The sequence below is a fragment of the Variovorax sp. KBS0712 genome, from assembly GCF_006323185.2.
Lineage (GTDB): Bacteria > Pseudomonadota > Gammaproteobacteria > Burkholderiales > Burkholderiaceae_C > Variovorax > Variovorax boronicumulans.
In genome coordinates, this window is record NZ_VCCD02000001.1 from 138,168 (window position 1) to 162,482 (window position 24,315).

Here is a 24,315-nt window from a genome sequence, read left to right on the forward strand (position 1 = left end):
ACATCCGCAGCCCTCTCACGCCTCAACGTGGCAGCTTGATGTTGGAGCCTTCCAGCTTCAAGCCCCGCCCTAGCCTCTTGAGGTCGGTGGTCCCGCTTTGCTTGAACTCTCCGACTTGAGTGCCGGTGAAATCGATGCTGGAACCTACGGTGACGTCGACAAGCTCAAGCGTATTGATGCGACCTTCTTTGAAGTTGCTCTCGAGAAACTCGCTGCGCTCCACACGGACCAAGGCTGCATTCAGCCGCGCTGAACGCCAAGAGGGAGCCTTGACATTCTTGAGGATCAGACTTTGCGTAAGCACCGGCTGCGGCTTCTTGTCATCTGGTTCGTAACCTCCTCCGACCCCCACGGGCTGACCTTCTGCACGGCCAAAGACCACGTTCTCCATCAACACATGCTGGAACGCACCCGCATAGATGTTGCATACGCGCTGGCCATCACCCTTGATTTGACTGTCTCGCAAGGTAAACGAACGAGCACCTTCCTTGATCCCGGCTTTGATCACACCGGCAGTCACTCGCTCCATCAGGATGTCACCCTTGACCGTCGCGTTTGTCATGTCGAAGGTGCCTTCGATGGTGGTGTCTCGGATGGTGAGGGACAGCAGCGTGGCCGGCCGCATGTCAAAGCCCCCGAGAAGACGTGAGTTCTCGATCAACACTGCCGATCCGCCGCCGTCTTTGCTGACGCTGCAATCGACACTCTCGAAGTCGCAGTCGCGAATCAAGTGTTTGGTCTCGCCCGTCACGTTCGTCCACTTGGCCTTGCATTTGATGAATGCGACTTCACCGTAGCTACCGAAGCTGCCCCAATGGTTGGGCTCGGGATCTTTTCCGATCTGCTCGCATTGCTCGAACGTCACGTCCAGGCTGCCCGTATCGCCGACCACATGGCTGGTGCCGCTGATCAGGCAGCGCACGAACCGCACTTGCTTCAAAACGCCCAGATTGAAAATGCCTGCGAACTTGCATCCTTCGAAGCTCGATTGCGCAATCAGCGCCTGCTTGATGTCGTAGGCACCCACGAAATCGCAGTTGACAAACTTGATGTTTCGCCACTCCTGGCCCTGAAACTTGACACCGCTGAACTCGGCGCCCTCCACCACAAGTTGCGCATCGCCCAGGTCCTTCTTACGAAGCACCGGATCGCTCAGATAGTCGAAGGTCCTGCCGAAGTCCTTGATGTTCTTCTTGCCGTTCATTTCACATCCGTACAGAACAGCGCCCGCCATCGCGGCGCCAAGTTTGAGGAATCGCCTGCGGGTCATGACCTGGTTTTTCCTGGGGCGGAGGCTTTGCCAGCGATAGCAGCCTCGGGGCTGATGTAGCCGTTGGCTTCGAACGTCTTGGCCAGCCACTTCCAATCCGGCACCTCCCCCTTCTCTCCGCCGAAACGCACAAGATTGGACATTGTTCCCCCTGCGTTCAGGCTCACCGCACTGATCGGAAAAACCCATGGATCGGTGCATTGCATGTGCAGGGCCCAGTCTTCGCCAGCATCCGTAGGGCCAGGCCTTTGAAGACCCACCTCGCAAAAGGCTGACTGAATGCGTCGGAATGTCGAGTTGGCCTGCCTGCCCACCACACCTGTTGCGAAGGCTTTTGCGAGTGCCGCCATCCCTTCGCTGCTGATCGTCACACTGCTGGGGGAGCCTGGTTTGTCCAGCTCGGTGCCGACGCGATGCCATTTGTTTGGCTTAGGCTTATCGGCTTCATCGAGACCTCCCCCCTCAAACACCCACAGCGTCAAGCTTTTGATGCAGTTGAGCTTTTTCATCTGCCGACTCAATCGAAGCGGGATCTGCGTATTGCCCGGGGCGAAAGGCGAGATGTCGCCAAACTCGAGCGGCGTGTGGATGTTGCCCTTCTCCGGCAAGCCGTTCATCACATGCAGATAGTCCAGCGCCACGCACAGGCGAGGCTTCTCGTTGTACGCCTGTCCATCCTCGATGCGGCAGCGGCGAGTACTGACTTGGCTGATCTTGCCCGTGGCCGGCTCGAGCAAGGTGCCCGCAGGGGGCCGCCCTGTCCATGCGCTGAGCTCGCCGTCCAGGTTCTGGTAGCCGATCGGACCACCGCAACTGCTGACGATCAGGGCTGCTTCGGTATCCGGCGGCACCATCTGGGCCTTGTGGATGCCGGGGTCCTTGGCACTGTGCACTTGCACCCACTGCCTGCCAGCGGCACTGGAGTAGTCCTGATGCCATCGCACCTTGTACACGCCCGAGCGGTGGCTGTGGCCCGAAAGATGCCAGTCCGCACCAGGGCCCCTGCCGCGACGCCCCCCCACGTTGACGTAGTGCTCCAGATAAGTGGCCTGATTGCGCTCGCAAGTGCCGACATTGACTTGGTTGAACGCGCCTCGCATATTCATTCCAGTCGAGCCGTTATAGGGCACAAATTTGCACCGATCCTTGGCCTTCTCGACATTGCTGAAGGGCTCGGGTTCATCAAAGCTGACGATGGTGAAATGGCTGGCAACCGTCAGTGTGGATTTGCTCGCCCCCTTGTAGCTTGCTGCCTGTTTCAGCAGAGTGAGTTGGTCGTTGCTGAACGACTCCACCGCCCTGGGCAAAATACCGGTGCCTTGCCGATCCACGCCCCCGCCTTTGCCATCGATGGCGTCGTAGGCGTTCAGATAGTTTTCCTTGTCACCCCAGCCCAATGCCGCAATCGTCTGCACGGTGCTGCTGCCGCTTGCATCGTCGCTGCCAGCGCCATACGCGATCACACAGTCGGCCAGAGGGGTGAAAAGGGCATAGAACCAATCGAACTGCCCAGTGTTGAAGTTGAAGCCGCTGAGCACTTGGCCATACGTAGGACCATAAGCCAGACATGCCTCGTAGATGGTCATGTTGTGATCACGGCTCATGCCTTCGTTGGCTTTTCCTCGAACCCACTTGCTGGCGGCCTCCTTGTTCTCCAGGTGTTTCTGGAGTGCCGCCTTCCCCCCCGTCAGCCGGGAGACCAGGCCTTCCGGCTTCTCTCCGACTTTCGGTCTTCGCGTGAGATTCTCCAGCGCTTCACCGATCCCGCCGAAAAAGCTCGCCTTGAGGCCGCCGGCCACGCCTGCGACAACTTCCGCTGTGGCACTGGCGCCGCGACCAGCCACTACGGCGAGGTTTTCGGGATCGGCCTTGACTTCCAGAGATCCGAGTTGATAGCCCCAACTTCCTTCTTCCACCCGTGCACTGATGCCGTAGGGCACCTGGTACGCCTCATGGTTGCCGCTGGTCATGAAGACGGGCAGGCTGTGCTTGCGGTACATCTCACGCACCAGGCTGAACACGAGCATGTCGTCCAGCCCGCGCGGGTACAGCCTCTTGCCGTTGCTCGGGTCATCGATGTTCGCCAGCAGGTTGAAGCTCTTCCATTGCTCGCCGATGGCCTTGTTGCCCGTTGCTTTTCCCGCAGCGACCTGCGCCGGGTTGAGGTTGCGGTTGAAATCGATCAGGTCGCCGGTAAGCAGCACCGCGTCGGCCTTCTCGATCTTGTCACCACCCAAAGCCATCTTCTCGAACAAGGCGCGCAGCGCATCGAAGCTGTTGCACACCTTGGTGCCGACTGGTGTGTTCCATTTCACATCGGCCACATCGCCTTCGAGCACCTGGGCCATGCTCTTGCCCATCGCGGTATGGCGAACATTTACATGCACGTCGGACAGGTGGCCCAGCTTCAAAGGACGCGCGGGCATGTACTTCACGGGGTGCCAGCTTTGCAGGCGTTCGCCTGCACCGGTTTTTTGCGGCGGCAACTGGTTGGCCGTGGTGCGGGCGCCCTTGGACAGGTCGAATTCGTGGAGGTTCGCGAAGTGGAAAGGGTCCTTGGTGGATTGCTCGCGCAGGAACTTGGCAATCATCAGGTCCTGCGGCTCGGCGTGCGTGGCGTTGGGCAGGAGTTGCTTGCCGGCGTCGTTGAGTTTGACCATCCAGGCAAAGCTCATGAAGTCGCCCGAATTGATGCCCTGGAACGGCGCGGCCTTCAGATCGATCTCGATCTCGTAGATGTCGCCGCCTTGCAGATCCTTGTAGACCTGTGCCGCCATCGACGCGATAGTGGCAAAGGGCCGTCCGTGGCGATCCTTGATCAGTACCCCTGCTCCGAAGCGACCGACGCGCCAGGCGTTGATGTGCTGCGGGGCCGTTGCGCAGGTGTTGCCATCGCCAAACAGCGTGCCGGTGGTCGTGTCGGTCTGGGTGCCCTTTTCCTTGATGGAGTAGAGCCTCAGATGACGGTCGACGAAGACATGCAGGTTGGGCGCAGGTGCGGGGATGGCAGCGCCTGCACCCGAGGCCGCCTTCAAGCTCGACTCGCCGACGATGAAGATGCTGCACTTGGTCTGCCCTTCTTTGAGCAGCAACGGCGTTCCCAGGCTCGGATAAAGGATGAGCGCCGATTTGTCGACCGGGTCACTGCAATCACAAACGCCCGGGATGCGGTTCTTGGCGGATTGCGCGTTGGCAGCGCTGCTGCCGAGGTTGGGAACGGTGGCCATGATTCAGCGAACTTCGGTGCGCGGGATGTGAAAGGGGTGTGCGGATACGGCAGCGAGACGTCGTTGGCGCAGGGGTTCGAGCAGTGCGTGCGAATGCAGCGCAAGCACCTGCGGCGCCTCTTCGACCAGGTCTTGCCACACCGCGTTGTCGATGTCCGCGATGGCGGCACCGAGGCCCCGCTCGCCGGTTGCCGCCGCGGCAAGGATGGGTTGCAGTGCCTGTGCATCGGCAATGTCGGGGTGCAGGCGCAACCCCATGGCCAGCAACATGTATTGATCGGCCCAGTCCTCCAAGCCAAGACGCCGGGCATCGTCACGCAACTGATGCGCCAGGCGGTGTTGCAACGCCGGCGCCATGTGATCGAGTTCACCGGGCTCGATGTCGTTTTCACGCACGGAAGCGAGCATGGTTTCTGCCGTGTTGAGTTGGTCGAGTGCCAGCAGCAGCGTCTGGTCAAGCGGCAGCGGCTCGGCGCGCGGGGCTGCCCTGTTGAAACTGGGCCCCTGCATCAAGCGCGGTGAGAAATCGGCACGCCAGGCGGCCCACCAACGAAATGCCTGCATGAATTGCTGGCGATCCGCTGCAGGCCAGCAGCCGGGCATGTCCAGCCCGATGCGTGGGTCGAACCAGCGCAGCACCGCACCGCAGGGTTCATCGCCCTCGATCATCGGGTCCGGCGGAATCAGGCCCTCCAGCCAGCTTCTCATGTGGCTCGCCAGATCGCCCAAAGCGAGGGGTGAGGCCACCATGCTCAACGCATGATGAACGCCTGCATGCAGGGCCAGCGTCTCCAGCAGAGTGCCCGCAGGCTGTGCCGGAAACCGGATCAACCACGGCCCCTGATCGGCCAGTTCGGATTCGGGCGTGCCTTCGAACAAGCGCTCCACCTCCAGCCCATGCGTTTGGACACCGAGGGCAATGGCCCCGCGATCGGCCATCTCGCACTGGCCGAGTTCGACCAACGCATAGCGCGGCATGCTCGCACTGCAGGCCAGCAGCACCCCCATGTCATGCACCAGTGTCTGCGCGACTTCCTTGTTGAACACCACGAGCTCGTGCGGCTGCAGACCGCCGTCGACCGGCATCGCTTGTTGGGTTGGATACGCTGACACGGTCACTGTCGAGGTGCCACTGCGGCAGCGCGCGCTGCAGCCTTTGCCATGCACTCTTTGCACACGGCTTGAGGTAAACGCATCTCCGGCACCGGCAGGTTCTTAGGGCCCGTCGTGATGTGGGAAGCCGCGTGCTCGCGCCAGATGCCCGTGGTGCCGTTCTCGATGCCTCCTCCGTTCCAATGGGTGTAGCTGGCACCGCCGTTGATGATCACTTCTTCCTTGGCCGTGATCGTGATCTTGTTGGCTTCGGCCTTGACGTCCAGTTTGGCCAGGATGTTGATGTTGTCCTTCAGGGCCTGGATGTCGATGTCGGAATTGGCGGCGATGAGCCGCATGCCTTTCTCGAAGGCTGCGATGCGCACCGCGTCCTTGGCACTGACCAGCAAGCTCTTGCCCGCCGCAATGCTGGTGTGCGCCCCGCTGGTGATCGCATGGTGCTCGGTGCTCACCAGATGAATCGAACCACCCGTGGTGGCCTCGATTCCCACAGGACTGGCCAACACCACATGCGGCTCGTTGAGTTCGGGGAACTCGCCCTCGGCCTTGTTGCCGCTGCCCGAGCCCTTGATCGCATCGTTCTGCGCCTTCAGGCTTTGGGTCACTTCGTCCTGGTCGCCGGCCTCGTGTGCCTTGGCCTGTTGCGCCGCTTCGCTCAAGCCCTCGTGCAGCTCCCGTCCCTGGGTCAGGCGCTGCACCGTCTCGCCCATGTCGGTGATGTGAGCCTGCGCGTTGGCACGCGCCTCGGTGCTGATCAGGAGCCCGTCCTGGGCCCGGATGGCGCCGTGGCCGTCCGTGCGCAGCTCGAAGCCCTGGCCCCGGGCGTCCTTGCGTCCTGCGTTGTCTTCGATGCGCGTGATGTGCCCCAGGCTCAGAGAGCTGCTGTCATGGTCGCTCTTGAGTTGCGCCTGGATCTTTCCTTCGGTGTCGTCCAGCAGCAGGTGGTTGCTCTTGCCGCCGGCCTCGTTGCCGCTGGCGCCCGCGAGTTCACGGCTTCTGAGACCCGTGAGGGCCTTTTGCTCGGGCAGCTTCCACGGCGGCATGCGCTGCGCGTTGTAGACCACCCCCATGACGATCGGGTGATCGGGGTTGCCGTCCAGGCATTGCACGATGACTTCCGAGCCGACGCGGGGCGTGGAGACCGCCCCGGTCTCGCCGCCGGCCCACAGGCTCATCACACGCACCCACGCGGAGCTGCGCTCGTCGCTCTGGCCTTCGCGGTCCCAGTGAAATTGCACCCGGATACGGCCGTACTCGTCGGTGTGGATGCTGCCCTCGGCAGACGGCCCCACCACGGTCGCCGTCTGTGGCGCCATGACGCGCTGCTCCACGCTGTGGAAGCCGCGACCAGGGCGCCACGGGACGAAGCGGCGGCTGCAGACGAAACTGTTCCTGTACTCGGCCCGCGACCCCTTGGGTTTGCCCTCCGCGGTGGCGGGCTCCTGCAGGTAGTTGTTGCTCGCGCGATGCTCCACCGAAAGGACGAGGAATTCGCTTTCAGAGCTTTCGCCTTGCGTGCGTCCGAAGTGGTCGGTCAGCCGGAACCAGCGCCCGGGCAGCACGAATCGATTGTTGCCCTGCGCCTCGAAGCGCTTGGCCTTCGCCTCGATCTCGCCGATGCGCCGACGTGCCACACCTTCGCCTTCGAGCGACGTCTTGAAGTGACGCGCGCCACCGTACTCATGCACCTCCAGGTGAGGCACATCCCCCTGCTGGTTGTTACTGGGCATAGAGGCATGCTGCGGACGCGCGTTCTTGAAGTCGAAGGCGCTGACGGCCGCTTGCGCCGAGACCAGCTCGCGCACCGCACTCCACTGACCGATGCCATCCTCTTCTTGCGCGCCACCTTCGTCCTGGAACCGGATCTCCGGCACCGAACCGTCCACGGCCTTGGCAAGCGTGCTGTCGTCGCATACATGCAGGGTGTGACCCTCGGCCGAATGCTCGTACCAGTAGCTGTAGCCCGCCGCCTCCCAGCGCCGGTGCAGGTAGTTATGGTCGGTCTCACCACCAGCCCCGCCGCCCTGCATGGCCATCGTGTGAGGTGCGTCGTCGCCGCGAACGAGCCACTCCCATTGGGGCAGCACGCCGTAGTCGCCGAAGATGGCCTCGGTCTGCGCGCGCAGCGTCTGGCGATGGAAGAGGCGATTGTTCGCGCGCAGCCGCAGGTACTTCAACCACGGGCCGAGCCTGGCTTCATAGAAGGCCAGGTTGCCGTCCGTGCGCACGAGCCGGAACTCGAAGACGATGCCGGTGAAATAGCGAAGCGTTCCGTCGGGGCGCACCAGCTCGATGCAAAGCATCTTGCCCTGCAGATCCTTGAGTGCCAGATCGGCATTGCTGCTCAGGAGCCCGACCGTGAAATCGAAGTCGCGCGACAGGCCTTCGGACGCAGAGAGTGTGTTGACCACGAGGTCGCCACCTGCGGGCTCCCCGCCCTGGGGGAACGACAGTCGCAGCAGCCGGTCGTGCTGCCGGTCTGCGACAAGCTCCGCGAGATGAGGGCTCGACGGGTCGCTCATCGGATGCGACCGTGCAAGAACAATCTCGCCACGATGTGGTTCACGCGGACTCCCCCTTTGATTCTTGTTTTCAAGAAAGGCGCGCAATCACCGCCTTTCGCAATTGCATCCAAATACATCAGGCACGCTCCCTACCTGATCATGTGAAGGTTAATTTTCTTTCTATTTGATCTCTATTTTCTCACACGTGCCAGAGGAGTTTTCACAGGAGAACTGAGAGTAATCCATTCGTTTTCCAATCGAGCAACGGGCTGCCTCCGATTTAAATGACGCCTTGTTAAGGTGTGAGATCAAACCGGTGGCAATTCATGGGAGTGAAAAATAAATTGAGCCAAAAGTTCAAACTTTCTAATTCGCCGAATTTGTAAAAGCGGGGCGTGTTGGTAGCGACAGCTGTACACGACCTCGATGCGCACGAGAACGTGTTGCGCAAGGGGGCGCTCCACACTTTCAACGCGTTTTGCAATGCGAACTGCTGCCAGTGGCGCGCCGGCAAGCACGCGGGGGAAGGCCACCGAATACCCAGAACAGGTGAGTGTGCTTGTTTACATTTGTCGTAAGAATGAATACTTTCAATTCCCAGTAGCCGAAGAGCCGCAGAGCTTGGTCAGGGTGGGATCTGGACAGCATGGTCACTCTGACAAATGTCGTCGACTCATTCGGTTTCCGCCTGCCCCTGCCACCTTCAGGACATGGACCGCCAGCCGCGCAGAGGGTGGATGCGCCTGCTGCCCTGGCTGCGCCTGTACCGCTGCTCGAGTTGCAGCAAGATGCGGCTCCTGTCCAAGCAGAAGGTGGACAGCGCCCGCCTCCTGCATGCGGCCCAGGTGCGCGCACGCGGGGGCTGAGGGCGTCGACCCCGATTTCCCTGCTATCATTTTTTCGTTCGCGCGCCCTGTGCGAACCGGGCCGAGGACGACCTCGGTCTTGCACCTTCACCTTGCAAGGGACGGCCCTTTCCTGACTTCTCGCGAAGTTTCGACATGGCCGCACTGCTCCCTTCCTGGCGCCTCGCCGCGCAACGTTTCTTCTCCCGTTTCCGTCTTTCTCGTGCCACCGTGCCGGATGCCTTCCGGCTGACGCTCGGCGCCGTGCGCCTGCACGTGCGCACGGGCGCGACCCGGCTGTCGTACCGCGCCGAATGCCCTCGCGCACGCGCCGCATCGGGAGCCGCGCGATGAACGGTCTTGATCTGCACTGGCCCGCGCTGACCATGGCGGGGGCCCTGGCCTACGCCGCCTGGCATGCGCGCCGCGAAGGCTGTGAGCTACGCGACGTGAAAGCCCTGTGGGCCGCCAGCGGGCTGAGCCTCGCTGGCAGTGGCCTGGTGGCCCTGGCTTCCCTCTTGATGTCGGAGTGACAACGCCCATGACAACAACACCTTCCCCCGCCCGCCTCGTCCCGCCCGCCACCTGGGCCCTGATCGCCGCCGCCTGGCTCGTGGTCGGGCTCTTCGTGGCTTTCGGCGACCGCTGGCTGGCCGCGCCGATCAGCCCCGTGGTGGCCGGCTGCGTCTTCCTGGCACTGTTCGTCACCATCCTGGCCGCCTCGTTCGGCGTGGTGCGCGAGGCGGACCACCTGGCGCACCAGCTGGGCGAACCGTATGGCACGCTGATCCTGACGCTCTCGATCGTGTCGATCGAGGTGATCCTCATCGCCTCGGTGCTGCTGGGCCCGGGCGAGTTTCCGACCATCGGGCGCGACTCGATCTTCGCCGTGATGATGATCATCCTGAACCTCGTCATCGGCATCTGCCTGATCGCGGGCGCGGCACGCCACTGCGACCAGGAGTACAACGCACAGGGCGCGGGCGCCTACCTGTCGATGATCGTGCTGCTGACCGGCACGGCGCTGGTGCTGCCCAACCACACCTCGGGCGCGGGCGAGTTCACGCCGGTGCAGGCGATCGGCATGTCGGTGCTCACCGCCGTGCTGTACGGCGCGTTTCTCTGGATGCAGATGCGCAGCCACCAGCGCTTCTTCATCCAGCCGGCGCCGGGGCGGATGTCGGTGCGGGCGACCTCGCCCTCGCCTGCGGTGCAGGCCCGTCACGAAGCCCTGGACAAGCGCGCCGTGGTCGTTCGCTCGCTGCTGTTGCTCGCGATGATCCTGCCCATCGTGCTGCTCGCGCACTACCTTGCGGTGGTCACCGACTACGGCATTGCCGCCGCCGGCGCGCCCGCGGCCGTGGGCGGCGTGCTCATCGCCATCATCGTGTTCACGCCCGAGTCAATCACCGCCGTGCGCGCCGCGATGAACAACGAGATGCAGCGCGCCATCAACCTGTGCCTGGGCGCCTTCGTCTCCACCGTCGGGCTCACGGTGCCGGCCGTGCTGGTCATCGGGCTGGTCACGGGCAAGCAGGTGCTCATGGGCATCTCGGGCGCCGAAACCCTGCTGTTCGCGGTGACGGCGGTGCTGAGCCTGCTGAGCTTCAACGGGCAGCGCACCTCGCCGATCCAGGGGCTCATGCACCTGATGCTGTTTGCGGTGTACGGGATGCTGCTGTTCCTGCCCTGAGGCCGCGCAACCGGGTTACACCGCGGCCTGCGCCTTTGCCAAGGCGGGCGGACGCCCCCGTTGAGGTACCTCACCCTCTCCGGGGCCTCCCCTGCCGGCGCCATGACCTCTCGCCACCCTCGTGCAGTGGCCCATTTATCCGCATGAAATCTAATGCAAATATAGTTACCAAATGTTAATGGAACAAGATTTCAATTGCATCTGAACACCAAAGTAGTAATGTGAACTCGTCACACGTTGTGGTCTCTGGCAAGAAAAATGTATTCCAAACTGTCACTGCCAAGCGCTTCCGTCCGTACCGCGATCTCTCGCGGTGCCTGACATGGTCCATGCACAGGATGCATCCCCATGCGAGTGCGCGGCTCCGCCCCCAGCATCGACGCCAGCCTGGCGGCGGATGCGCTCATGGTGGGACGCATGCGCCTCGTGCTGTCGATCTCGGCCCTGCTGGCGATCACGGTAGACGCCGCCGATAGCCACAACCAGGTTCCCGCCACGGTCTGGCTGGCCTTCCTCGGTTACATCCTTCACAGCCTGCTGATCCACGTCTGCACGGCGGTGGGCCGGCCTTACTTCCAGGGCCGGACCATCCACTGGTCCGACGTGCTGTGGTTCACGCTGATCGTGGCGGTGACCGACGGCACCCACAGCCTGTTCTTCCTTTTCTACTTCTTCGCCATCCTCACCTCCTCGTTCCGCTGGGGCTTCGAGGAAGGCGCCCGCGTGACGATCGCCTCGGTCGCCTCGTTCACCGCCTGCGGGCTGGCCACGTGCACGGGCGACACGTCGCAGCTGCTGATGCGCACCGCCTTCCTGCTCGCGCTCGGGCACATGATCGTGTACTGGGGCGGCTCCAAGCTGGCGCTGCAACGGCGCCTGGCGCTGCTGGGCGACGTGAGCCAGCTGTCGAACCCGCGCTTCGGCGCCGGGCGCACCATCGCCCGCACGATGGAGCGCACGCTGGCCTTCTTCCGGGCCAGCCATTGCATCCTGCTGACGCGCGACCTCGCCACCGGCACCTGGCTGCTGCGCACGCTGCGCGAGGACGACACCTGCGAGCAGGTGAGCATCGAGACCATCGGCCGCCTCGCGGAATCGCCGCTCATGGCCCTGGCGCCCGACAGCGTCGTGCTGAGCAGCCGCCTGCCCTGGCCGCTGAACCACCTGCGCGCGCAGCACCGTGTCTTCGAAGCCGGCACGACCGCCTGGCGCAGCGCCGACGAAGCCGGCGCGGCGCACTGCACCACCATCGCCGCCCTGCTGGAGGCGCGGGCCTTCATCAGCGCGCCGCTGCCGATGCGCCTGGGCGAAGGCCGGGTGTTCATCTCGTCGCGCGACGGGCGGCTGGGCAAGTCCGACGCGCTGTTTCTTGCCCACCTGATGGAACAGATCTTCCCGGTCATCGAGACCATCGAGGTGCTCGACCGCATGGCCTCGGAAGCCGCGTCGACGGAGCGCCTGAAGATCGCGCTCAACCTGCACGACACGGCCATCCAGCCTTACATCGGCCTGCGCATGGGCCTGTGCGCGCTGCGCAAGCGGGCCGCCGCCGACAACCCGCTGCGCGAAGACCTGGACAAGCTCGCGGACGTGGCCGACGGCGTGATCGCCGACCTGCGCCGCTACGCCGGCGAAGTCAGGCACGGCACGAACGATCCCGGCGGGCTCGTGCGGCCCCACCTGGAGCGCCAGGCCGCGCGGATCAAGGGCCTGTACGGCATCGACATCGACATCGTGATGGCCATCGACGGCCCGCTGCACCTGGACGACCGCGTGACCGCGGAGCTGCTGCAGATGGTCAGCGAAGGGCTGAACAACATCTGCAAGCACACCCATGCGCGCCACGGCAGCGTGCGCATCGACTACAAGAACGGCCAGCTGGCGTTGTGCATCGAGAACGACGCCTGCCAGGAAAGCTTCACCGCCTTCCACCCCCGCTCCCTCACCGAGCGCGCCGCGGCCCTGGGCGGCCAGGCGCATGTCGACCGATGCGCAAACGGCGGCACGGCGGTACGGATCGAAATCCCGATCTGACCGCCCGCCGCAGACACAGGAAGGAGTCCGTCATGCAAACCCTCGACCATCCCGACCATCCCATTGCCGTGCTGCTCGTGGACGACCACAAGACCATGCTGTGGGGCCTGTCGAAGCTGATCGACGGCGAACAGCCGCGCATGAAGGTGGTCGGCACGGCCAGCTGTTGCGACGAGGCGGTGGCCACGGCGCAAAGCCTCGCGCCCGATGTCATCGTGCTCGACCTCGACCTGGACGGCCACAGCGCGCTGGACATCCTGCCCCGGCTGCTGACCAACGAGGTGTCGCGCGTGATGGTGCTGACGGCCGAGAAAGAACAGCGCACGCTCGACCTGGCCATACTGCGCGGCGCGCGCGGCGTGGTGGGCAAGGACGCCTCGGCGCAGCAGCTGCTCGACGCCATCGAGCGCGTGTTCCGTGGCGAGCTGTGCGTCGACGCGCAGACCATGGGCCGCGTCTTCTCCGAACTCACGTCGGCCAGGAAGCCGCCGAAGGCCGACCCCGACACGGCGCGCCAGGCCACGCTGACGCACAAGGAGCGCGAGATCATCCGCATCGTCGCGACCGGATGCGGCGCCTCCAACAAGGCGCTCGCCGAGCGTGCCTTCGTCACCGAGCACACGCTGCGCAACCACCTGTGCGCGATCTACCAGAAGCTGGGCGTCACGAACCGGCTCGAGCTGTACATCTACGCGATCAAGCACCAGCTCGACGCGCTGGCGTCCTGATCCGCCGCAGCGGCGCCCAGCCGGCCTTCCGGCCCGGTCGGCTCCTCACTGATGCCCGGTCAGCATCGGCCCGATCATCCGGATCACGCGGATCGCCGCCGGCGTGAGGATCACGAGCGAGATGCACGGGAAGATGCACAGCACCAGCGGCAGCAGCATCTTGGTCGGCACCTTCGCCGCCAGCTCCTCGGCGCGCACCTGGCGCTTGTGACGCAGGTCGTCCGAAAACACGCGCAGCGACTCTCCGATGCTGGTGCCGAAGCGGTCCGCCTGGGTCAGCATGGTGGCGAAGGTGCCTATTTCTTCCACGCCCGTGCGCAGCGCCAGGTTGCGCAGCGACTTCTCGCGTGTGCCGCCGGCGCGCATTTCCAGGTTGGTCCAGTGCAGTTCCTGTGCGAGCGCCCGGCTCTTGATCTGGATTTCCTCCGTGACCTTGGCCAGCCCGGCGTCCAGCCCGAGCCCCGCCTCCACGCACACCAGCATGAGGTCGGCGGCGTCGGGAAAGTTTTCGAAGATCTCGCGGCGCCGCGTGCGGATGCGAAGGTACAGCAGCGCGTTGGGCAGGTAGCAGCCGGCCAGCGCCGCCAGCGCCAGCCACAGCAGCATCGTCATGCCGCCCGCCGAACCCGCCGCGCGCAGCATGAGGAACGCGACGGCCGCGAAGCCCAGCGGCAGCAGCGTCTTCAGGCCGAAGTAGATGAGGTACGCATCCGGGTGGCGGATGCCGGCATTGAGAAAGCGCACGCGCATCGGCGACAGGTCGGCGTCGCCGGTCGGCGACGACAGCTGCGCGAACGGCCCGACGAGCTTGACGGCGGTCTCGGTCCAGGCCGACTTGCCGGACGGCATCGCCACCGCCTGCAGCCGCTGCGCGGTGCGCGACGGGGAGAACCACACCGCCAGGCCGATGACCGTCAGCGACACGGACAGAAAAACCAGGATGGGGAACAACATGGCCATGACGCTTCTCCTTCAGACGTGAATCTTCACGATCTTGCGCAGCAGCACGATGCCCACGAGCATCAGCACCAGCATGTAGCGCAGCACCGTCTGGCCGATCGGGTCGGTCCACAGCGGCGACATGAACTCGGGATTGAAGATGTTCATGAGTGCCGCCAGGGCGAACGGCATGATGCCCAGGATCCAGGCCGACAGCCGCCCTTCCGACGACAGCACCCGCACCCGCGCGAGCAGCTTGAAGCGCGCGCGGATGAGCTGGCTCAGGTTGCCCAGCACCTCGGTCAGGTTGCCGCCCGAATCGCGCTGGATCAGCACCGACACCACGAAGTAGCGCAGGTCGGTGAGCGGCACGCGCTCGCTGAGGTTGGTCAGCGCCTGCTGCAGCGAGACGCCGAAATTTACCTCGTCGGCCACCAGGCGGAACTCGCTGGCGATCGGGTCGGGCATTTCCTCGCCGATCATCTGCACGCCGCTGGCAAAGGAGTGGCCCGCGCGCAGCGCGCGCGTCACGAGGTCCAGCGCGTCCGGCAGCTGCTTTTCGAGGCGATCCAGCCGGCGGCTGCGCTGATGCTGCAGGTACAGGATGGGAAGCAGCGCGGCCACGGCCCCGGCCAGCAGCGCCAGCCACACGGGCTGGTGCGCCAGCCACACGGCGAAGAACGCGAACGCACCGAGTGCACCGCAGGCCAGCAGAAAGCTCGACACCGTCCAGTCCAGCCCCGCCTGCAGGATGAAGCGGTCCAGCCGGTGCGCCCGCGGCAGCGCCAGCAACTGGCGCTGCATCCACGGCATGTCGCTGAGCATGCGTTCCTTGGCGAGATGGGCCTGCGGCGTGCGGTCGACCGCGGCGGACATCGCCTGCAAGCGCTTTTCGATCTTGCGCGCGCCGGGCCCCTTGTAAGACCGCCACAGCAGGTAGAGCCCCTCGATCATGAGCAGCGCGGTCACGAAGACCAGCACCGTGACCGTGACCAGCGTGTTCCCCCCCAGGTTGTCGAACATGGCGCGCTCCTATTCGTAGTGCTTTTCGGGATCGAAGATGCTGTCGGGCAGCTCCACGCCGTACGCGTGCAGCCGCTCCATGAACTTCGGCCGCACGCCGGTCGCATGGAAATGGCCGCGCACCTGGCCGTCGGGGCTCATGCCCGTCTGATGGAAGGTGAAGATCTCCTGCATGGTGACGATCTCGCCCTCCATGCCGGTGATCTCCTGGATGCTGGTGACCTTGCGCCGCCCGTCGATCAGCCGCAGCACCTGGACGACCACCGTGATCGCCGAGGCGATCTGCTGGCGCACGGTGCGGTGGGGCAGGTTCAGGTTGGCCATGCCGATCATGTTTTCCAGCCGGGCCAGCGCATCGCGCGGCGTGTTGGCGTGGATGGTGGTGAGCGAGCCTTCGTGGCCGGTGTTCATCGCCTGCAGCATGTCGACCGCCTCGGCGCCGCGCACCTCGCCGATCACGATGCGGTCGGGCCGCATGCGCAGCGCATTGCGCACCAGCGCGCGCTGCGTGATCTCGCCCTTGCCTTCGATGTTCGTCGGCCGCGTCTCCATGCGCGCGACGTGCGGCTGCTGCAGCTGGAGCTCGGCCGCATCCTCGATGGTGATGATGCGCTCGGACTCCGGAATGAAGCCCGAGAGAATGTTCAGCAGCGTGGTCTTCCCTGCCCCGGTGCCGCCCGAGATCAGCATGTTGACCTTGGCTTGCGCCAGGCCTTCGAGCATCTGCGCCATCGGCGGCGTGAGCGACTTGAGATCGTTCACGAGGTTGTTCATGCGCAGCGGTATCTTCGCGAAACGGCGGATCGACATCATCGGCCCGTCCAGCGCCACCGGCGCAATGACGGCGTTGACCCGCGAACCGTCGGGCAGCCGCGCATCGACCATGGGGCTGGACTCGTCGATGCGCCGCCCCACCAGCGAGACGATCTTGTCGATGATGCGCAGCAGGTGCTTCTCGTCGGTGAAGCTCACGTTGGTCAGCTCCAGCCGGCCCCGCCGCTCCACGTAGATGCTGGTGGGCGAGTTGACCAGGATGTCCGACACGGTCGGGTCGGCCATCAGCAGCTCGATGGGCCCGAAGCCCAGCATCTCGTGCTGGATGTCGCGGATCAGCGTGCGCCGCTCGATGTCGTTGAGCGCCTCGGGCTCTTCCTGCAGCAGCCGCCCGACCATGGTCGAGATTTCCTGCCGCAGCGCGTCGGGCTGGAGGGTTTCGAGCGCCGCCAGGTCGAAGCGGTCCAGCAGCTTCAGGTGCATGCGCTCCTTCAGCAGCTTGTAGGTGTCCGAGGCGAAAGGCGACGCGGTCAGCTCGACGACCGGCCCCGCCGGCCGCGCGCTGGCATCGCTGTCGATCGCATTGAGTTGTTCCCTGAATGACATGTTGGCACCTCCGCCTGGGTATTGATGGGAATCCGCCCTGTCTCAGGCACGGCGGAACAGCCGCCCCATGAAGCCGGGCGTCGTTTCCGGCCGCGGGCTGAGGGTGTGGGCAATCTCGTCGAGGCGCTTGGCGAGCGCGCTGCCGCGCGACATCTCCGCCAGCGGCACGCCGCGGTTGATGGAGGCGTCGACATCCTTGCCGCCGTCCGGCACCGTCGTGAACGTCGCGCCGGGCAGCGACCGGCGCATGTCCGACAACCCGATCTCGCCGCCGCCGGTGCTGCGGTTCACCAGCAGCTCGACCTTGCCGGCGGCGTAGCCGAGCGACTTGAACACCTGCATCAGGCGCGTCACGTTGCGGATGTGCGGCAGGCTGGTCTGCATCACGGGAAAGATGCGCTCCGCGCGGTCGAGCACGCGCAGCGTGAGCGTGTCGATGCGCGGGCCGAGGTCGAAGATCACGAAGTCGTACTGTGCGAGCGCCACCTGCAGGATGGCGTCGATGTGCTCGGCCTTGACGTCCATCGCGCGCGCCAGGTCCTCGGGCGCAGGCAGGATGCTGTAGCTGGGCGACACGCGCACCACGCTCGCTGCGAGCAGCGAGGCATCGAGGCGCCCGATGTCGCGCGCCACGTCGGCCATCGTCGCGGTCGGGCGCAGGTCGCTCACATACGACAGCGCATCGCCGAACTGCAGGTTCAGGTCGATCAGCAGCACCGAGCGCTCGCGCGACAGCTGGTGCGCGATGTTGGTCGCGAGAAAGGTCGCGCCGCTGCCGCCCTTGCACGGCATGAACGCCACCACCCGCCCGGGGCTGCGCGCCTGCGAGCCGGCCATCTTGAGCGCAATGCGATCGACGGTGGCCTCGAGCGCGGCGGTGTCGGCGGGCGACGGCAGCACCTCGCGCACGCCTGCGCGCATCGCGTGGATCAGGAACTCGGGCGTCTGCATCGCGCACAGCAGCACCACCGCCACCGCCGGATGCCGAAGCGTCAGGGCCTCCACCAGCGAGAGCTCCTGCGGGTCGCAGCACATGCCGTCGACCAGCAGCAGGTCGGGTGCGACCTTGTCGACGACCGCCTGCATCCGGCTCTTGCCGCCTTCGAAGAGCGACACGGCATGGCCGCGCGGCTCCAGCACCTTGCGCATGTCCTGCAGGTGGTTCGGATTGGGGGAAACGATGGCGATCTTCATGGTCATGGTCGTGTCCGGTGTGTTGCTAGGAGCAGACGGCGTTGCTGTTCGGGTCCTGCCCCATGATTTCGCGCGGCAGGTAGGTGGAAAAACCCGGCATCGGGATCGGAGAACGAGTTCCGAATCCGATGGGCGAAATCCATTGGTAGTCGAGATCGACGATGCGGACGTTCACGCCGCTGCAATTGGCGGAAGTACAGGTCGCGCTGATGCTGCCTGCCGCGTCGTACCAGTCGACACTGACATTGGCTGCCGTCAACTGGGGCAGGAATTTCTGCATGTTGGAAAGTACGACCGTGGCGTTTCGGTCGCACACGACGGCCGCACGAGCACCCCAGCGCGTCGCTTCGGCGGCTGCATTCCACGTCCACAACATGCGCACGAAATCCATGATGCCCAGCAGGAAGGTCAGGAAGAACATCAGGACCAGCGCGAACTCCACCGCGGTCGCACCCATCTGTCTTGTTCGATTCATGATTGACCTCGCATGGTGGCGCTGATATCCCCGAAGGGAATTTCTCCGTTCGCATCACCAAAACCAAGCCCGAACGCGCCGGTGAGGAGCGGGCGGAACTTGTATCCCGTGACCTTGATGGTCACGGTATTGATGGCCGGGCCACTGCCCTTGAATTGCCAGGTCGGGGTGGGGACGTGAGAAGTGTCGAGGCCCAGGACCAATGGCGAGCCGCCACCGGTCGGGTTGCCATAGACCACCAGGTTCCTGGCAGTCGTGATCTTGGAGGGATCCGTGGTTGCGATCGACGGGTCCTGGGCGGACAGATAGCGAGAGGCGTCGCGCAGCGATTTCGCGATGGTGTTGTACTGGTACAGCGCCCGCCCGAATTCGGTCGTGATGAACGTCAGGATGAGCAGCAAGGGAAGAATCAGGGCGAATTCGACCAGAGCCACGCCGTTCTGTTTCTTTTTCATGCCAGCTCCTACTGAACGAGCGTCGGGACCCGGGGTCCGTTTGTGCCGCCGGCCAAACCCGCAGTGGCGCATGGACTGCCGGCGAGCGTCGCATCGCCAATGAACTCGAGCCACATCTTCGACTTCTTTCCGCTCGCATTCTTTTCCAGCGGATGCAGCATCAGCATGCAGCCGAAACCCTTGAGCGTGATCGACGGGCAGTCGACCACCGCAGTCGTGACCACACGTCGATTGGCACCCTTGGTGTAGTCGGTGGCATTGAAATTTCCCTGAGTCTTGAGGTTCTTGGTGTCGGGGTTCTTGTTGTCCCCTTCGTAAGGCGCGAATGAATTGCGCTTGGCAGCAAATCCGTTCGAGCCGGGGTCGTCATACCTGCCTGGCTTCACGGCGGCAGCGCTGTCGGCATACCAGGCGTACCCGGTCTGATCGGGAACGGCAGTCGCGGCGTTGAGGCTGCCCTGATAGATGCCGAAGCGGGTATTCCACGCGGCAACCGCTCCATTGGTCTTGCCCGCCTTGCCGATGTTTGTATCCATACCGGGAAGACCGCATTGCCCGCTGCTGGTCAGGAGATCCTTGATCTCGCGCGCCCCGCCGCCGCTGCCGGTGAAATCCACCCAGTGAAACTGACCGGACTCCACATCGTCGTTGTCATTGGTCACGCCCTCGACCCATTCCCCCCGCGTGAACCCCCAGCCGGGGGCGGTGGATTTTTGGCAGATACCGACTGGAATGAGGCAGTTGGACTGGGACGGAGCCCTGGTGGCAACGGCGACTGCGGCCACGCTGTGCGATGCCCCATAAGTAGCACTTCCGCTGAACGCGCCAAGGGCATTGAGGATCCAAGGCGCGATGCCCGACTTCGTATGCAGGCACTTGGCGTACCTGGCATTCGCTACGGGCGTAAAGGTATGGCTGTAGGTGCCGATAAGCGAGTCGCTGAACACGATATCGGTCTGGGCGATGCCGGTCGCCCCACCCTGAAAATTGATCTTGTTGAGATCGGCCGCGGTCTTTCCTGCGCTGGTGGCACGCGTCAACGCATCGCTGGCGCCGTCGAGTTCCTGCGCGGCAGACAGGGCACAGCTGTCCATGGCGGTTTGCAGCTCCGTTTTCACGATGAAGAGGCGACCGAAGTCCAGTGCGATGCCCATGAACCCGAGGAGGAACAGCAGGACCAGAGCGACGGTGACGATTACCGCGCCGCCTTGGCTGTGGCCGGAAGTGTGGGCTTTCATGATCGGCTTCCTGAGTGTGGGTGGCGGTTCGAAAAATCTCTGTGCTTCAGCCACATGTCACGCCGCCAAGGCAGGTGCGGACGAGATCGACAACATTGCTGAGGTCGGTGTCCGTCACCAATGGCCGCAACGCGATGGCCAGCAGGATCGAGATCACGGCAATGACCAGCGCGTACTCCATCACTTGGGCGCCGCTCTCATCCCGCAAGAATGACTTGAACATGATGAGTACCTCGCTTTGTACTGGGCGGCGGCGGGCAACGGACAAGCCGGCCCCGCCACCGCCACCGCCATAGCCATCGTTCCAATAGATGCGATTGCCGGGCTTAAGGGTTGCAGACGGCCATGTTGCCCTGGAGGCAAGCGGCCACGCGGTTAATGAAGGTTGTGAAATAACCTCCGGTGGTCAGGCCCTGCAGTGCAATGACCAGGGCGATCGACACGACTGCGATGATGAGCGCGTACTCGATCACTTGAGCACCATCCTCTTCCTTGACGAACGAGGACATGAAGTTGCCGGCACGGACAAAAAGTTGGTTCATTTTTTTCACCTTTGAATTGCAGTAAGAAAACAGAAAAATCTTGCGTTGGTTCTTGGGTTGATTGACTTCTATCTTTGCGTGGCAACTCCTTTCTGATCGAATTCAAGAATCGTTCGAGGGCCGCCTAACGACCCCCGCCGCCGTTATCTCCACCACCAATCCCGCCACCGATGTTGATGACGTTCACCGCCGGCGGCGGCGCCTTGTAGGACTTCTGGTACTGCACCATCGACTCCCGTGCCGCCCGGCCGTCCATGCCCGCCACCGGATTGCCGTCCTTGCCGGCATCGGGATTGATCGTCATCTTCCTTTTCGCGTCGCGCACCGCGTCGCCGAAGCGCGCGTCGTAGTTGGGAGTGACGTGGGAGCATCCGGTGCCCAGGAGCAGCGTCAATGCGAGAGTCGTCGACTTGATGAACATGGTGATGCTCCTCACTGGGTATTGGTGGCCGGTGCGGCCGGTGCCGGGGTGGCGCTTTCGAGGCTGCCGTTCAGATAAACCTCCGCACGGCTGGGAACGACGTGGTTGTCGGTCGGCAGGCGAGGCGACTCGGCCAGCGGCCGGACCAGGCGGGGCGTGATCACGAACATCAGCTCGGTCTGGTCGTTCTGGAACTCCGTGCTGCGGAACAACGCCCCCATCACCGGCACTTCGCCCAATCCGGGATAGCGCTTGATGGACTCCGTGACGTTGCTCTTGATGAGCCCTGCGATGACGAAGCTCTGCCCGTCGTTGAGTTGCACGGTGGTGTCGGCACGGCGCACCGTGAGCGATGGCAGCACGGCGGTCACGCCGCCGATGGTGGTGAAAGGCGAGCCGGTTTGCGACAGGTCCGACACCTCCGAGACCATCTTGAGATTGACGCGGCCGCCGTTGAGCACGGTCGGGGTGAACTTGACCCCGATGCCGAACTCCTTTTCTTCCAGCGTGATGTTCGTGCCATTGCCGCTGGAGGAGCTCTGCGCCACCGGAATGAAGATCTTGCCGCCCGACAGGAAGCTCGCCTGCTGGCCGCTGATGGCCATGATGTTGGGCTCCGCCAGGATGCGCACCAGGCCGTCGTCCTTCTGGCCGTCGATGGAGATCGACGTGCGACCGATCCTCAACGCCTCGATCAGGCCGCCACCGCCGCTCAGGAAATTGGAGATCAGCGAATAGCTGTTGAGACCACCGTTACCGGAGCGGGCCAGCCCGACGCGTGCGCCAAGGCGGTCCAGCAAGTTCTTGCTGATCTCGGCGATCTTCACTTCGAGCATGACCTGCTGTGGCGCAGTGACACGCAGCAGGTTCACCACCTTCTTGCCGTCGGCGCCGTAGGCCGAGGCCAGACTCATCACGTCATCGAGCTTGAGCGCGTCGCTGATCTCGCCGGTGAGCACAATGGATTTTTCCGCGCTGCGCACTCGGATGCGGCTCTCTTCCGGCATCAGTTCCGCCAGCTTGGACTGCAGCGCCCCGGGGTCGACGGTAACGACCACATCCTTGATGTAGCAGGTGCCGTCGGCACTTTGCAGCACCACGTTCATCGAGCCGGCCTGGCGGCCGCGGAAGAACAGGTCGGTCGGACTCAGCAGCGTGACCTCGATGTCAGCTACGCCGTCGCCCACGTTCGCATTGGGCGCCGGCATCGCTGCTCCGGGCTGCGCCGGTGCTGCTGGCGCGGTCGCCCGGCCCTGCGGCTGTCCGCCGAACACGATGCGCACCACGCGCGCCTTCAACGGAATGACCACCGACTTGCCGAGCACGGCATAGGTCGGCTCGGAGTCCGGGATGATGGCAGTACAGCGCCGGCTGGCCGGGGCTGCGGGTGCTGCCGCAACAGTTGCTGCTGCAGCGGTTGCAGCAGGCGCAGGCATGGCGACGGCCGTGGCCGGGGCGGCTGCCACGACCTCCGCGGCCATGGCGGGGGTCGCCACTGTCGCGAGGGTCGCCAGCAGACGGGCGATGGTTGTTGTGAGTGGGCGCACTTGGTGTTCCTCCTGATGGACGATCAGAAACAGGTGACCGAACGGGCGGCGCTCTGGATCACCTCCACGCATTCGGTGGCTCGCGGCGTGGCGGGACCTGCCAGCCGCACCCGCGGGCGATCCGGAGCCGCCGCGGTGGAGACCGGCACGATGTCCTTCTTCTCGCCGAACAGCTGCCCCTTGGTGATGCCCAGGGTGGCGACCGTGGTCTTGTCCATCTGGTTGCGCAGCACGAGCGACAGGGTGCCCACGCTGCGCGCCAGGTCGAGCTTCTCGGAGTCTTCGAGCGAGAGCTCGAGCGTCACCGCGCTCACGACCTTCGGCTTGGTGTCGTCGCGGTTGGCCTCCTGGGCCACCGCCAGCACCAGCACCTTCTCGAGCACGGTCTTGCTGATCTGCAGCGCGTCTTCGCCGCGCCCTTTGTCCTGTTGGGCGTTGACCATCACGTCGACGTAGTTGCCCGGCAGCGCGAAGCCCGCCACGCCGACGACGTCATTGACGCGCACCGTCATGGCCCGCTTGCCGCTGGCGATCACTGCCGACAGCCCGCCCTGCGTGCCCACCGGCGCCAGCTTGCCCTCCATGAGCGCCTCGCCGCGCAGCACGCCGACCTTCACCACGCGGTCGTTCAGCGCCTTGATGTCGCTGAAGGAGCCGTTCGGCACCGAGCCGCTGGGCCAGTCGACCGTGGACAGCATCTGCGCATTGACGCGGCTGCCCAGGTCGATGTCGACGGCGGCCACCACGACCTTGTTGGACGCGATGCCACTTTGTCGGGAGATCCAGCCGGTCGCGTAGACCGCGGCCGCCAGCCCGAACAGCAGGGCCAGAAAGATCAGCCCGATCGCCTTGATGTTCTTCATACGAACCTCCGCCAGGGGTGAAACATGTAGGAGCTAGACAAAGCCCAGCTGGTGCGCCAGCACTTGGACCACCGTGCCCGCCGCGATGCAGACGCCGTAGGGCAACTTGCCCACGGACTGGCCCGCCTGCAGGCGCCCGTCGGGCCGCATGCCTGCGATGGTGGAAATGACCATGCCCTGCGCTGTGGCCTTGACGTTGCCAAGCATGTGGACCAGGCGGCGGCGATGGATCGCGAAGGCCAGCGCCGCGACGCCGCCCGCGATGAAAGTGAAGAGCACGGCCATCAGCGTCTGCTGGGGCCCGAGGAAGGCCCCGGTCATCGCCATCAGCTTGACGTCGCCGGCGCCCATGATCCCGAGCGCATAGAACGGCAGCATCGCGGCGAAGCCCACGGCCAGGCCACCGAATGCACTCGCCGCGCCCGACGCCGGCGTGCGTGCCGCCATCGTGACGTAGATGAGGGCGAAGCACGCGCCGCCGAAGGTCAGCCAGTTGGGAATCCGATAAGAGCGCCAGTCGCTGACAGCCGCCACGCCGAGCAGCGCGAAGAGCGCCAGCATGCGGATGTCGGTCGCCAGCATCGCGAGCAGTTCGAGAACAGCGTTGAATTCCTGCATGGCGGGCTCCCCGTGTTCAGGCACTGCGCCGCAGGGCGAGCACCAGCAAAATGGCCACGACCATCACCAGCGCACCGATCAGCGCAACCTCCATGAACGACATGCCGGCGTCTTCGCGCAGCAGGCTCAGGGCGGTTCTCGGCAGAACTTCGAGCGGTTCCATGCGGTGTCCCCGGTGGTCGTGGCCGGCCGAAACCGCTGGCCTT

General features: G+C 64.3%; 25 protein-coding genes. 6 read left to right on the forward strand and 19 right to left on the reverse strand.

The annotated features are described in order from the left end of the window. Nucleotides 1-22: 22 nt before the first annotated feature. From FFI97_RS00595 to FFI97_RS33750, 5 genes are all read right to left on the reverse strand, one after another. Entirely contained in the window at nt 23-1,270 is a 1,248-nt protein-coding gene (locus FFI97_RS00595) for a pentapeptide repeat-containing protein (RefSeq protein WP_139702480.1), read from the reverse strand. Next, nucleotides 1,267-4,497 carry a metallophosphoesterase gene (locus FFI97_RS00600; RefSeq protein WP_139702481.1) on the reverse strand — a complete coding sequence of 1,077 codons (3,231 nt, stop codon included), beginning with the start codon at nt 4,495-4,497 and terminating at the stop codon, nt 1,267-1,269. The genes FFI97_RS00595 and FFI97_RS00600 overlap by 4 nt, the downstream gene beginning before the upstream one ends. Before the next feature lie 3 nt (nt 4,498-4,500). Further along, the gene (locus FFI97_RS00605; RefSeq protein WP_139702482.1) at nt 4,501-5,583 is read right to left on the reverse strand and encodes a DUF4123 domain-containing protein; all 1,083 of its coding nucleotides are present in this window, start codon (nt 5,581-5,583) and stop codon (nt 4,501-4,503) included. 29 nt (nt 5,584-5,612) lie between these two features. Further along, the gene (locus FFI97_RS00610) at nt 5,613-8,132 is read right to left on the reverse strand and encodes a type VI secretion system Vgr family protein (protein ID WP_139702483.1); all 2,520 of its coding nucleotides are present in this window, start codon (nt 8,130-8,132) and stop codon (nt 5,613-5,615) included. 290 nt (nt 8,133-8,422) lie between these two features. Continuing rightward, nucleotides 8,423-8,647, reverse strand: a complete 225-nt coding sequence (locus FFI97_RS33750; RefSeq protein ID WP_221937653.1) for a hypothetical protein — start codon at nt 8,645-8,647, stop codon at nt 8,423-8,425. A 177-nt stretch (nt 8,648-8,824) separates the two neighbouring features. Between FFI97_RS33750 and FFI97_RS33520 the strand changes: the two genes are divergently transcribed. The 6 genes from FFI97_RS33520 to FFI97_RS00635 all read left to right on the forward strand — a co-directional run bounded on the left by FFI97_RS33520 (nt 8,825) and on the right by FFI97_RS00635 (nt 13,414). Continuing rightward, on the forward strand, nt 8,825-8,980 hold the full coding sequence (locus FFI97_RS33520; RefSeq protein ID WP_157627350.1) for a hypothetical protein: 156 nt from the start codon (nt 8,825-8,827) through the stop codon (nt 8,978-8,980). A 135-nt stretch (nt 8,981-9,115) separates the two neighbouring features. Next, on the forward strand, nt 9,116-9,313 hold the full coding sequence (locus tag FFI97_RS00615) for a hypothetical protein (RefSeq protein WP_139702484.1): 198 nt from the start codon (nt 9,116-9,118) through the stop codon (nt 9,311-9,313). Beyond that, the gene (locus FFI97_RS00620; protein WP_139702485.1) at nt 9,310-9,492 is read left to right on the forward strand and encodes a hypothetical protein; all 183 of its coding nucleotides are present in this window, start codon (nt 9,310-9,312) and stop codon (nt 9,490-9,492) included. Before FFI97_RS00615 ends, FFI97_RS00620 begins: the two co-directional genes overlap by 4 nt. An 8-nt stretch (nt 9,493-9,500) precedes the next feature. Beyond that, nucleotides 9,501-10,652 (forward strand): calcium:proton antiporter, encoded by a 1,152-nt coding sequence (locus FFI97_RS00625; RefSeq protein WP_139702486.1) that lies wholly within the window; start codon nt 9,501-9,503, stop codon nt 10,650-10,652. Between the two features lie 348 nt (nt 10,653-11,000). Beyond that, nucleotides 11,001-12,686: a sensor histidine kinase gene (locus FFI97_RS00630; RefSeq protein WP_139702487.1), complete on the forward strand. Its 1,686-nt coding sequence runs from the start codon at nt 11,001-11,003 to the stop codon at nt 12,684-12,686. Nucleotides 12,687-12,718: 32 nt separating this feature from the next. After that, nucleotides 12,719-13,414, forward strand: coding sequence for a response regulator (locus FFI97_RS00635; RefSeq protein ID WP_070061157.1), 696 nt, complete (start codon nt 12,719-12,721; stop codon nt 13,412-13,414). A gap of 45 nt (nt 13,415-13,459) precedes the next feature. Here the strand turns inward: FFI97_RS00635 and FFI97_RS00640 are convergent, their stop codons facing one another. The 14 genes from FFI97_RS00640 to FFI97_RS33525 all read right to left on the reverse strand — a co-directional run bounded on the left by FFI97_RS00640 (nt 13,460) and on the right by FFI97_RS33525 (nt 24,272). Then, on the reverse strand, nt 13,460-14,374 hold the full coding sequence (locus FFI97_RS00640; RefSeq protein ID WP_062474167.1) for a type II secretion system F family protein: 915 nt from the start codon (nt 14,372-14,374) through the stop codon (nt 13,460-13,462). 12 nt (nt 14,375-14,386) lie between these two features. Further along, complete coding sequence (locus FFI97_RS00645; RefSeq protein WP_139702488.1) at nt 14,387-15,376, reverse strand: type II secretion system F family protein; 990 nt, start codon at nt 15,374-15,376, stop codon at nt 14,387-14,389. A gap of 9 nt (nt 15,377-15,385) precedes the next feature. Continuing rightward, a complete protein-coding gene (locus FFI97_RS00650) occupies nt 15,386-16,756 on the reverse strand; it encodes a CpaF family protein (protein WP_062474163.1) in 1,371 nt (456 codons plus the stop codon). A gap of 42 nt (nt 16,757-16,798) precedes the next feature. Next, on the reverse strand, nt 16,799-17,956 hold the full coding sequence (locus tag FFI97_RS00655) for an AAA family ATPase (protein ID WP_260684862.1): 1,158 nt from the start codon (nt 17,954-17,956) through the stop codon (nt 16,799-16,801). 19 nt (nt 17,957-17,975) lie between these two features. Then, nucleotides 17,976-18,425 (reverse strand): TadE/TadG family type IV pilus assembly protein, encoded by a 450-nt coding sequence (locus tag FFI97_RS00660; protein WP_062474161.1) that lies wholly within the window; start codon nt 18,423-18,425, stop codon nt 17,976-17,978. Next, nucleotides 18,422-18,880 carry a TadE/TadG family type IV pilus assembly protein gene (locus FFI97_RS00665; RefSeq protein ID WP_139702489.1) on the reverse strand — a complete coding sequence of 153 codons (459 nt, stop codon included), beginning with the start codon at nt 18,878-18,880 and terminating at the stop codon, nt 18,422-18,424. The genes FFI97_RS00660 and FFI97_RS00665 overlap by 4 nt, the downstream gene beginning before the upstream one ends. 8 nt (nt 18,881-18,888) lie before the next feature. After that, nucleotides 18,889-20,118, reverse strand: coding sequence for a TadE/TadG family type IV pilus assembly protein (locus tag FFI97_RS00670; RefSeq protein WP_139702490.1), 1,230 nt, complete (start codon nt 20,116-20,118; stop codon nt 18,889-18,891). A gap of 46 nt (nt 20,119-20,164) precedes the next feature. Beyond that, entirely contained in the window at nt 20,165-20,341 is a 177-nt protein-coding gene (locus FFI97_RS00675) for a Flp family type IVb pilin (RefSeq protein ID WP_139702491.1), read from the reverse strand. Nucleotides 20,342-20,444: 103 nt separating this feature from the next. After that, nucleotides 20,445-20,660, reverse strand: a complete 216-nt coding sequence (locus FFI97_RS00680) for a Flp family type IVb pilin (RefSeq protein ID WP_139702492.1) — start codon at nt 20,658-20,660, stop codon at nt 20,445-20,447. Between the two features lie 124 nt (nt 20,661-20,784). Next, nucleotides 20,785-21,081 (reverse strand): hypothetical protein, encoded by a 297-nt coding sequence (locus tag FFI97_RS00685; protein WP_062474152.1) that lies wholly within the window; start codon nt 21,079-21,081, stop codon nt 20,785-20,787. Nucleotides 21,082-21,092: 11 nt separating this feature from the next. Continuing rightward, entirely contained in the window at nt 21,093-22,562 is a 1,470-nt protein-coding gene (locus tag FFI97_RS00690; RefSeq protein WP_260685014.1) for a type II and III secretion system protein family protein, read from the reverse strand. 89 nt (nt 22,563-22,651) lie between these two features. Beyond that, the gene (gene cpaB / locus FFI97_RS00695; RefSeq protein WP_139702494.1) at nt 22,652-23,491 is read right to left on the reverse strand and encodes a Flp pilus assembly protein CpaB; all 840 of its coding nucleotides are present in this window, start codon (nt 23,489-23,491) and stop codon (nt 22,652-22,654) included. A gap of 33 nt (nt 23,492-23,524) precedes the next feature. Next, entirely contained in the window at nt 23,525-24,109 is a 585-nt protein-coding gene (locus FFI97_RS00700; RefSeq protein ID WP_139702495.1) for a prepilin peptidase, read from the reverse strand. A gap of 16 nt (nt 24,110-24,125) precedes the next feature. After that, nucleotides 24,126-24,272 carry a hypothetical protein gene (locus FFI97_RS33525; protein ID WP_167395048.1) on the reverse strand — a complete coding sequence of 49 codons (147 nt, stop codon included), beginning with the start codon at nt 24,270-24,272 and terminating at the stop codon, nt 24,126-24,128. Between the last annotated feature and the right edge of the window lie 43 nt (nt 24,273-24,315).

Bases quoted from the DNA above. Each gene is read 5' to 3' on its own strand.
- FFI97_RS00595 (WP_139702480.1), bottom strand. From the start codon at position 1,270: ATGACCCGCAGGCGATTCCTCAAACTTGGCGCCGCGATGGCGGGCGCT.
- FFI97_RS00600 (WP_139702481.1), bottom strand. From the start codon at position 4,497: ATGGCCACCGTTCCCAACCTCGGCAGCAGCGCTGCCAACGCGCAATCC.
- FFI97_RS00605 (WP_139702482.1), bottom strand. From the start codon at position 5,583: ATGCCGGTCGACGGCGGTCTGCAGCCGCACGAGCTCGTGGTGTTCAAC.
- FFI97_RS00610 (WP_139702483.1), bottom strand. From the start codon at position 8,132: ATGAGCGACCCGTCGAGCCCTCATCTCGCGGAGCTTGTCGCAGACCGG.
- FFI97_RS33520 (WP_157627350.1), top strand. From the start codon at position 8,825: ATGGACCGCCAGCCGCGCAGAGGGTGGATGCGCCTGCTGCCCTGGCTG.
- FFI97_RS00615 (WP_139702484.1), top strand. From the start codon at position 9,116: ATGGCCGCACTGCTCCCTTCCTGGCGCCTCGCCGCGCAACGTTTCTTC.
- FFI97_RS00620 (WP_139702485.1), top strand. From the start codon at position 9,310: ATGAACGGTCTTGATCTGCACTGGCCCGCGCTGACCATGGCGGGGGCC.
- FFI97_RS00625 (WP_139702486.1), top strand. From the start codon at position 9,501: ATGACAACAACACCTTCCCCCGCCCGCCTCGTCCCGCCCGCCACCTGG.
- FFI97_RS00630 (WP_139702487.1), top strand. From the start codon at position 11,001: ATGCGAGTGCGCGGCTCCGCCCCCAGCATCGACGCCAGCCTGGCGGCG.
- FFI97_RS00635 (WP_070061157.1), top strand. From the start codon at position 12,719: ATGCAAACCCTCGACCATCCCGACCATCCCATTGCCGTGCTGCTCGTG.
- FFI97_RS00640 (WP_062474167.1), bottom strand. From the start codon at position 14,374: ATGGCCATGTTGTTCCCCATCCTGGTTTTTCTGTCCGTGTCGCTGACG.
- FFI97_RS00645 (WP_139702488.1), bottom strand. From the start codon at position 15,376: ATGTTCGACAACCTGGGGGGGAACACGCTGGTCACGGTCACGGTGCTG.
- FFI97_RS00650 (WP_062474163.1), bottom strand. From the start codon at position 16,756: ATGTCATTCAGGGAACAACTCAATGCGATCGACAGCGATGCCAGCGCG.
- FFI97_RS00655 (WP_260684862.1), bottom strand. From the start codon at position 17,956: ATGACCATGAAGATCGCCATCGTTTCCCCCAATCCGAACCACCTGCAG.
- FFI97_RS00660 (WP_062474161.1), bottom strand. From the start codon at position 18,425: ATGAATCGAACAAGACAGATGGGTGCGACCGCGGTGGAGTTCGCGCTG.
- FFI97_RS00665 (WP_139702489.1), bottom strand. From the start codon at position 18,880: ATGAAAAAGAAACAGAACGGCGTGGCTCTGGTCGAATTCGCCCTGATT.
- FFI97_RS00670 (WP_139702490.1), bottom strand. From the start codon at position 20,118: ATGAAAGCCCACACTTCCGGCCACAGCCAAGGCGGCGCGGTAATCGTC.
- FFI97_RS00675 (WP_139702491.1), bottom strand. From the start codon at position 20,341: ATGTTCAAGTCATTCTTGCGGGATGAGAGCGGCGCCCAAGTGATGGAG.
- FFI97_RS00680 (WP_139702492.1), bottom strand. From the start codon at position 20,660: ATGAACCAACTTTTTGTCCGTGCCGGCAACTTCATGTCCTCGTTCGTC.
- FFI97_RS00685 (WP_062474152.1), bottom strand. From the start codon at position 21,081: ATGTTCATCAAGTCGACGACTCTCGCATTGACGCTGCTCCTGGGCACC.
- FFI97_RS00690 (WP_260685014.1), bottom strand. From the start codon at position 22,562: ATGGCCGCGGAGGTCGTGGCAGCCGCCCCGGCCACGGCCGTCGCCATG.
- cpaB (WP_139702494.1), bottom strand. From the start codon at position 23,491: ATGAAGAACATCAAGGCGATCGGGCTGATCTTTCTGGCCCTGCTGTTC.
- FFI97_RS00700 (WP_139702495.1), bottom strand. From the start codon at position 24,109: ATGCAGGAATTCAACGCTGTTCTCGAACTGCTCGCGATGCTGGCGACC.
- FFI97_RS33525 (WP_167395048.1), bottom strand. From the start codon at position 24,272: ATGGAACCGCTCGAAGTTCTGCCGAGAACCGCCCTGAGCCTGCTGCGC.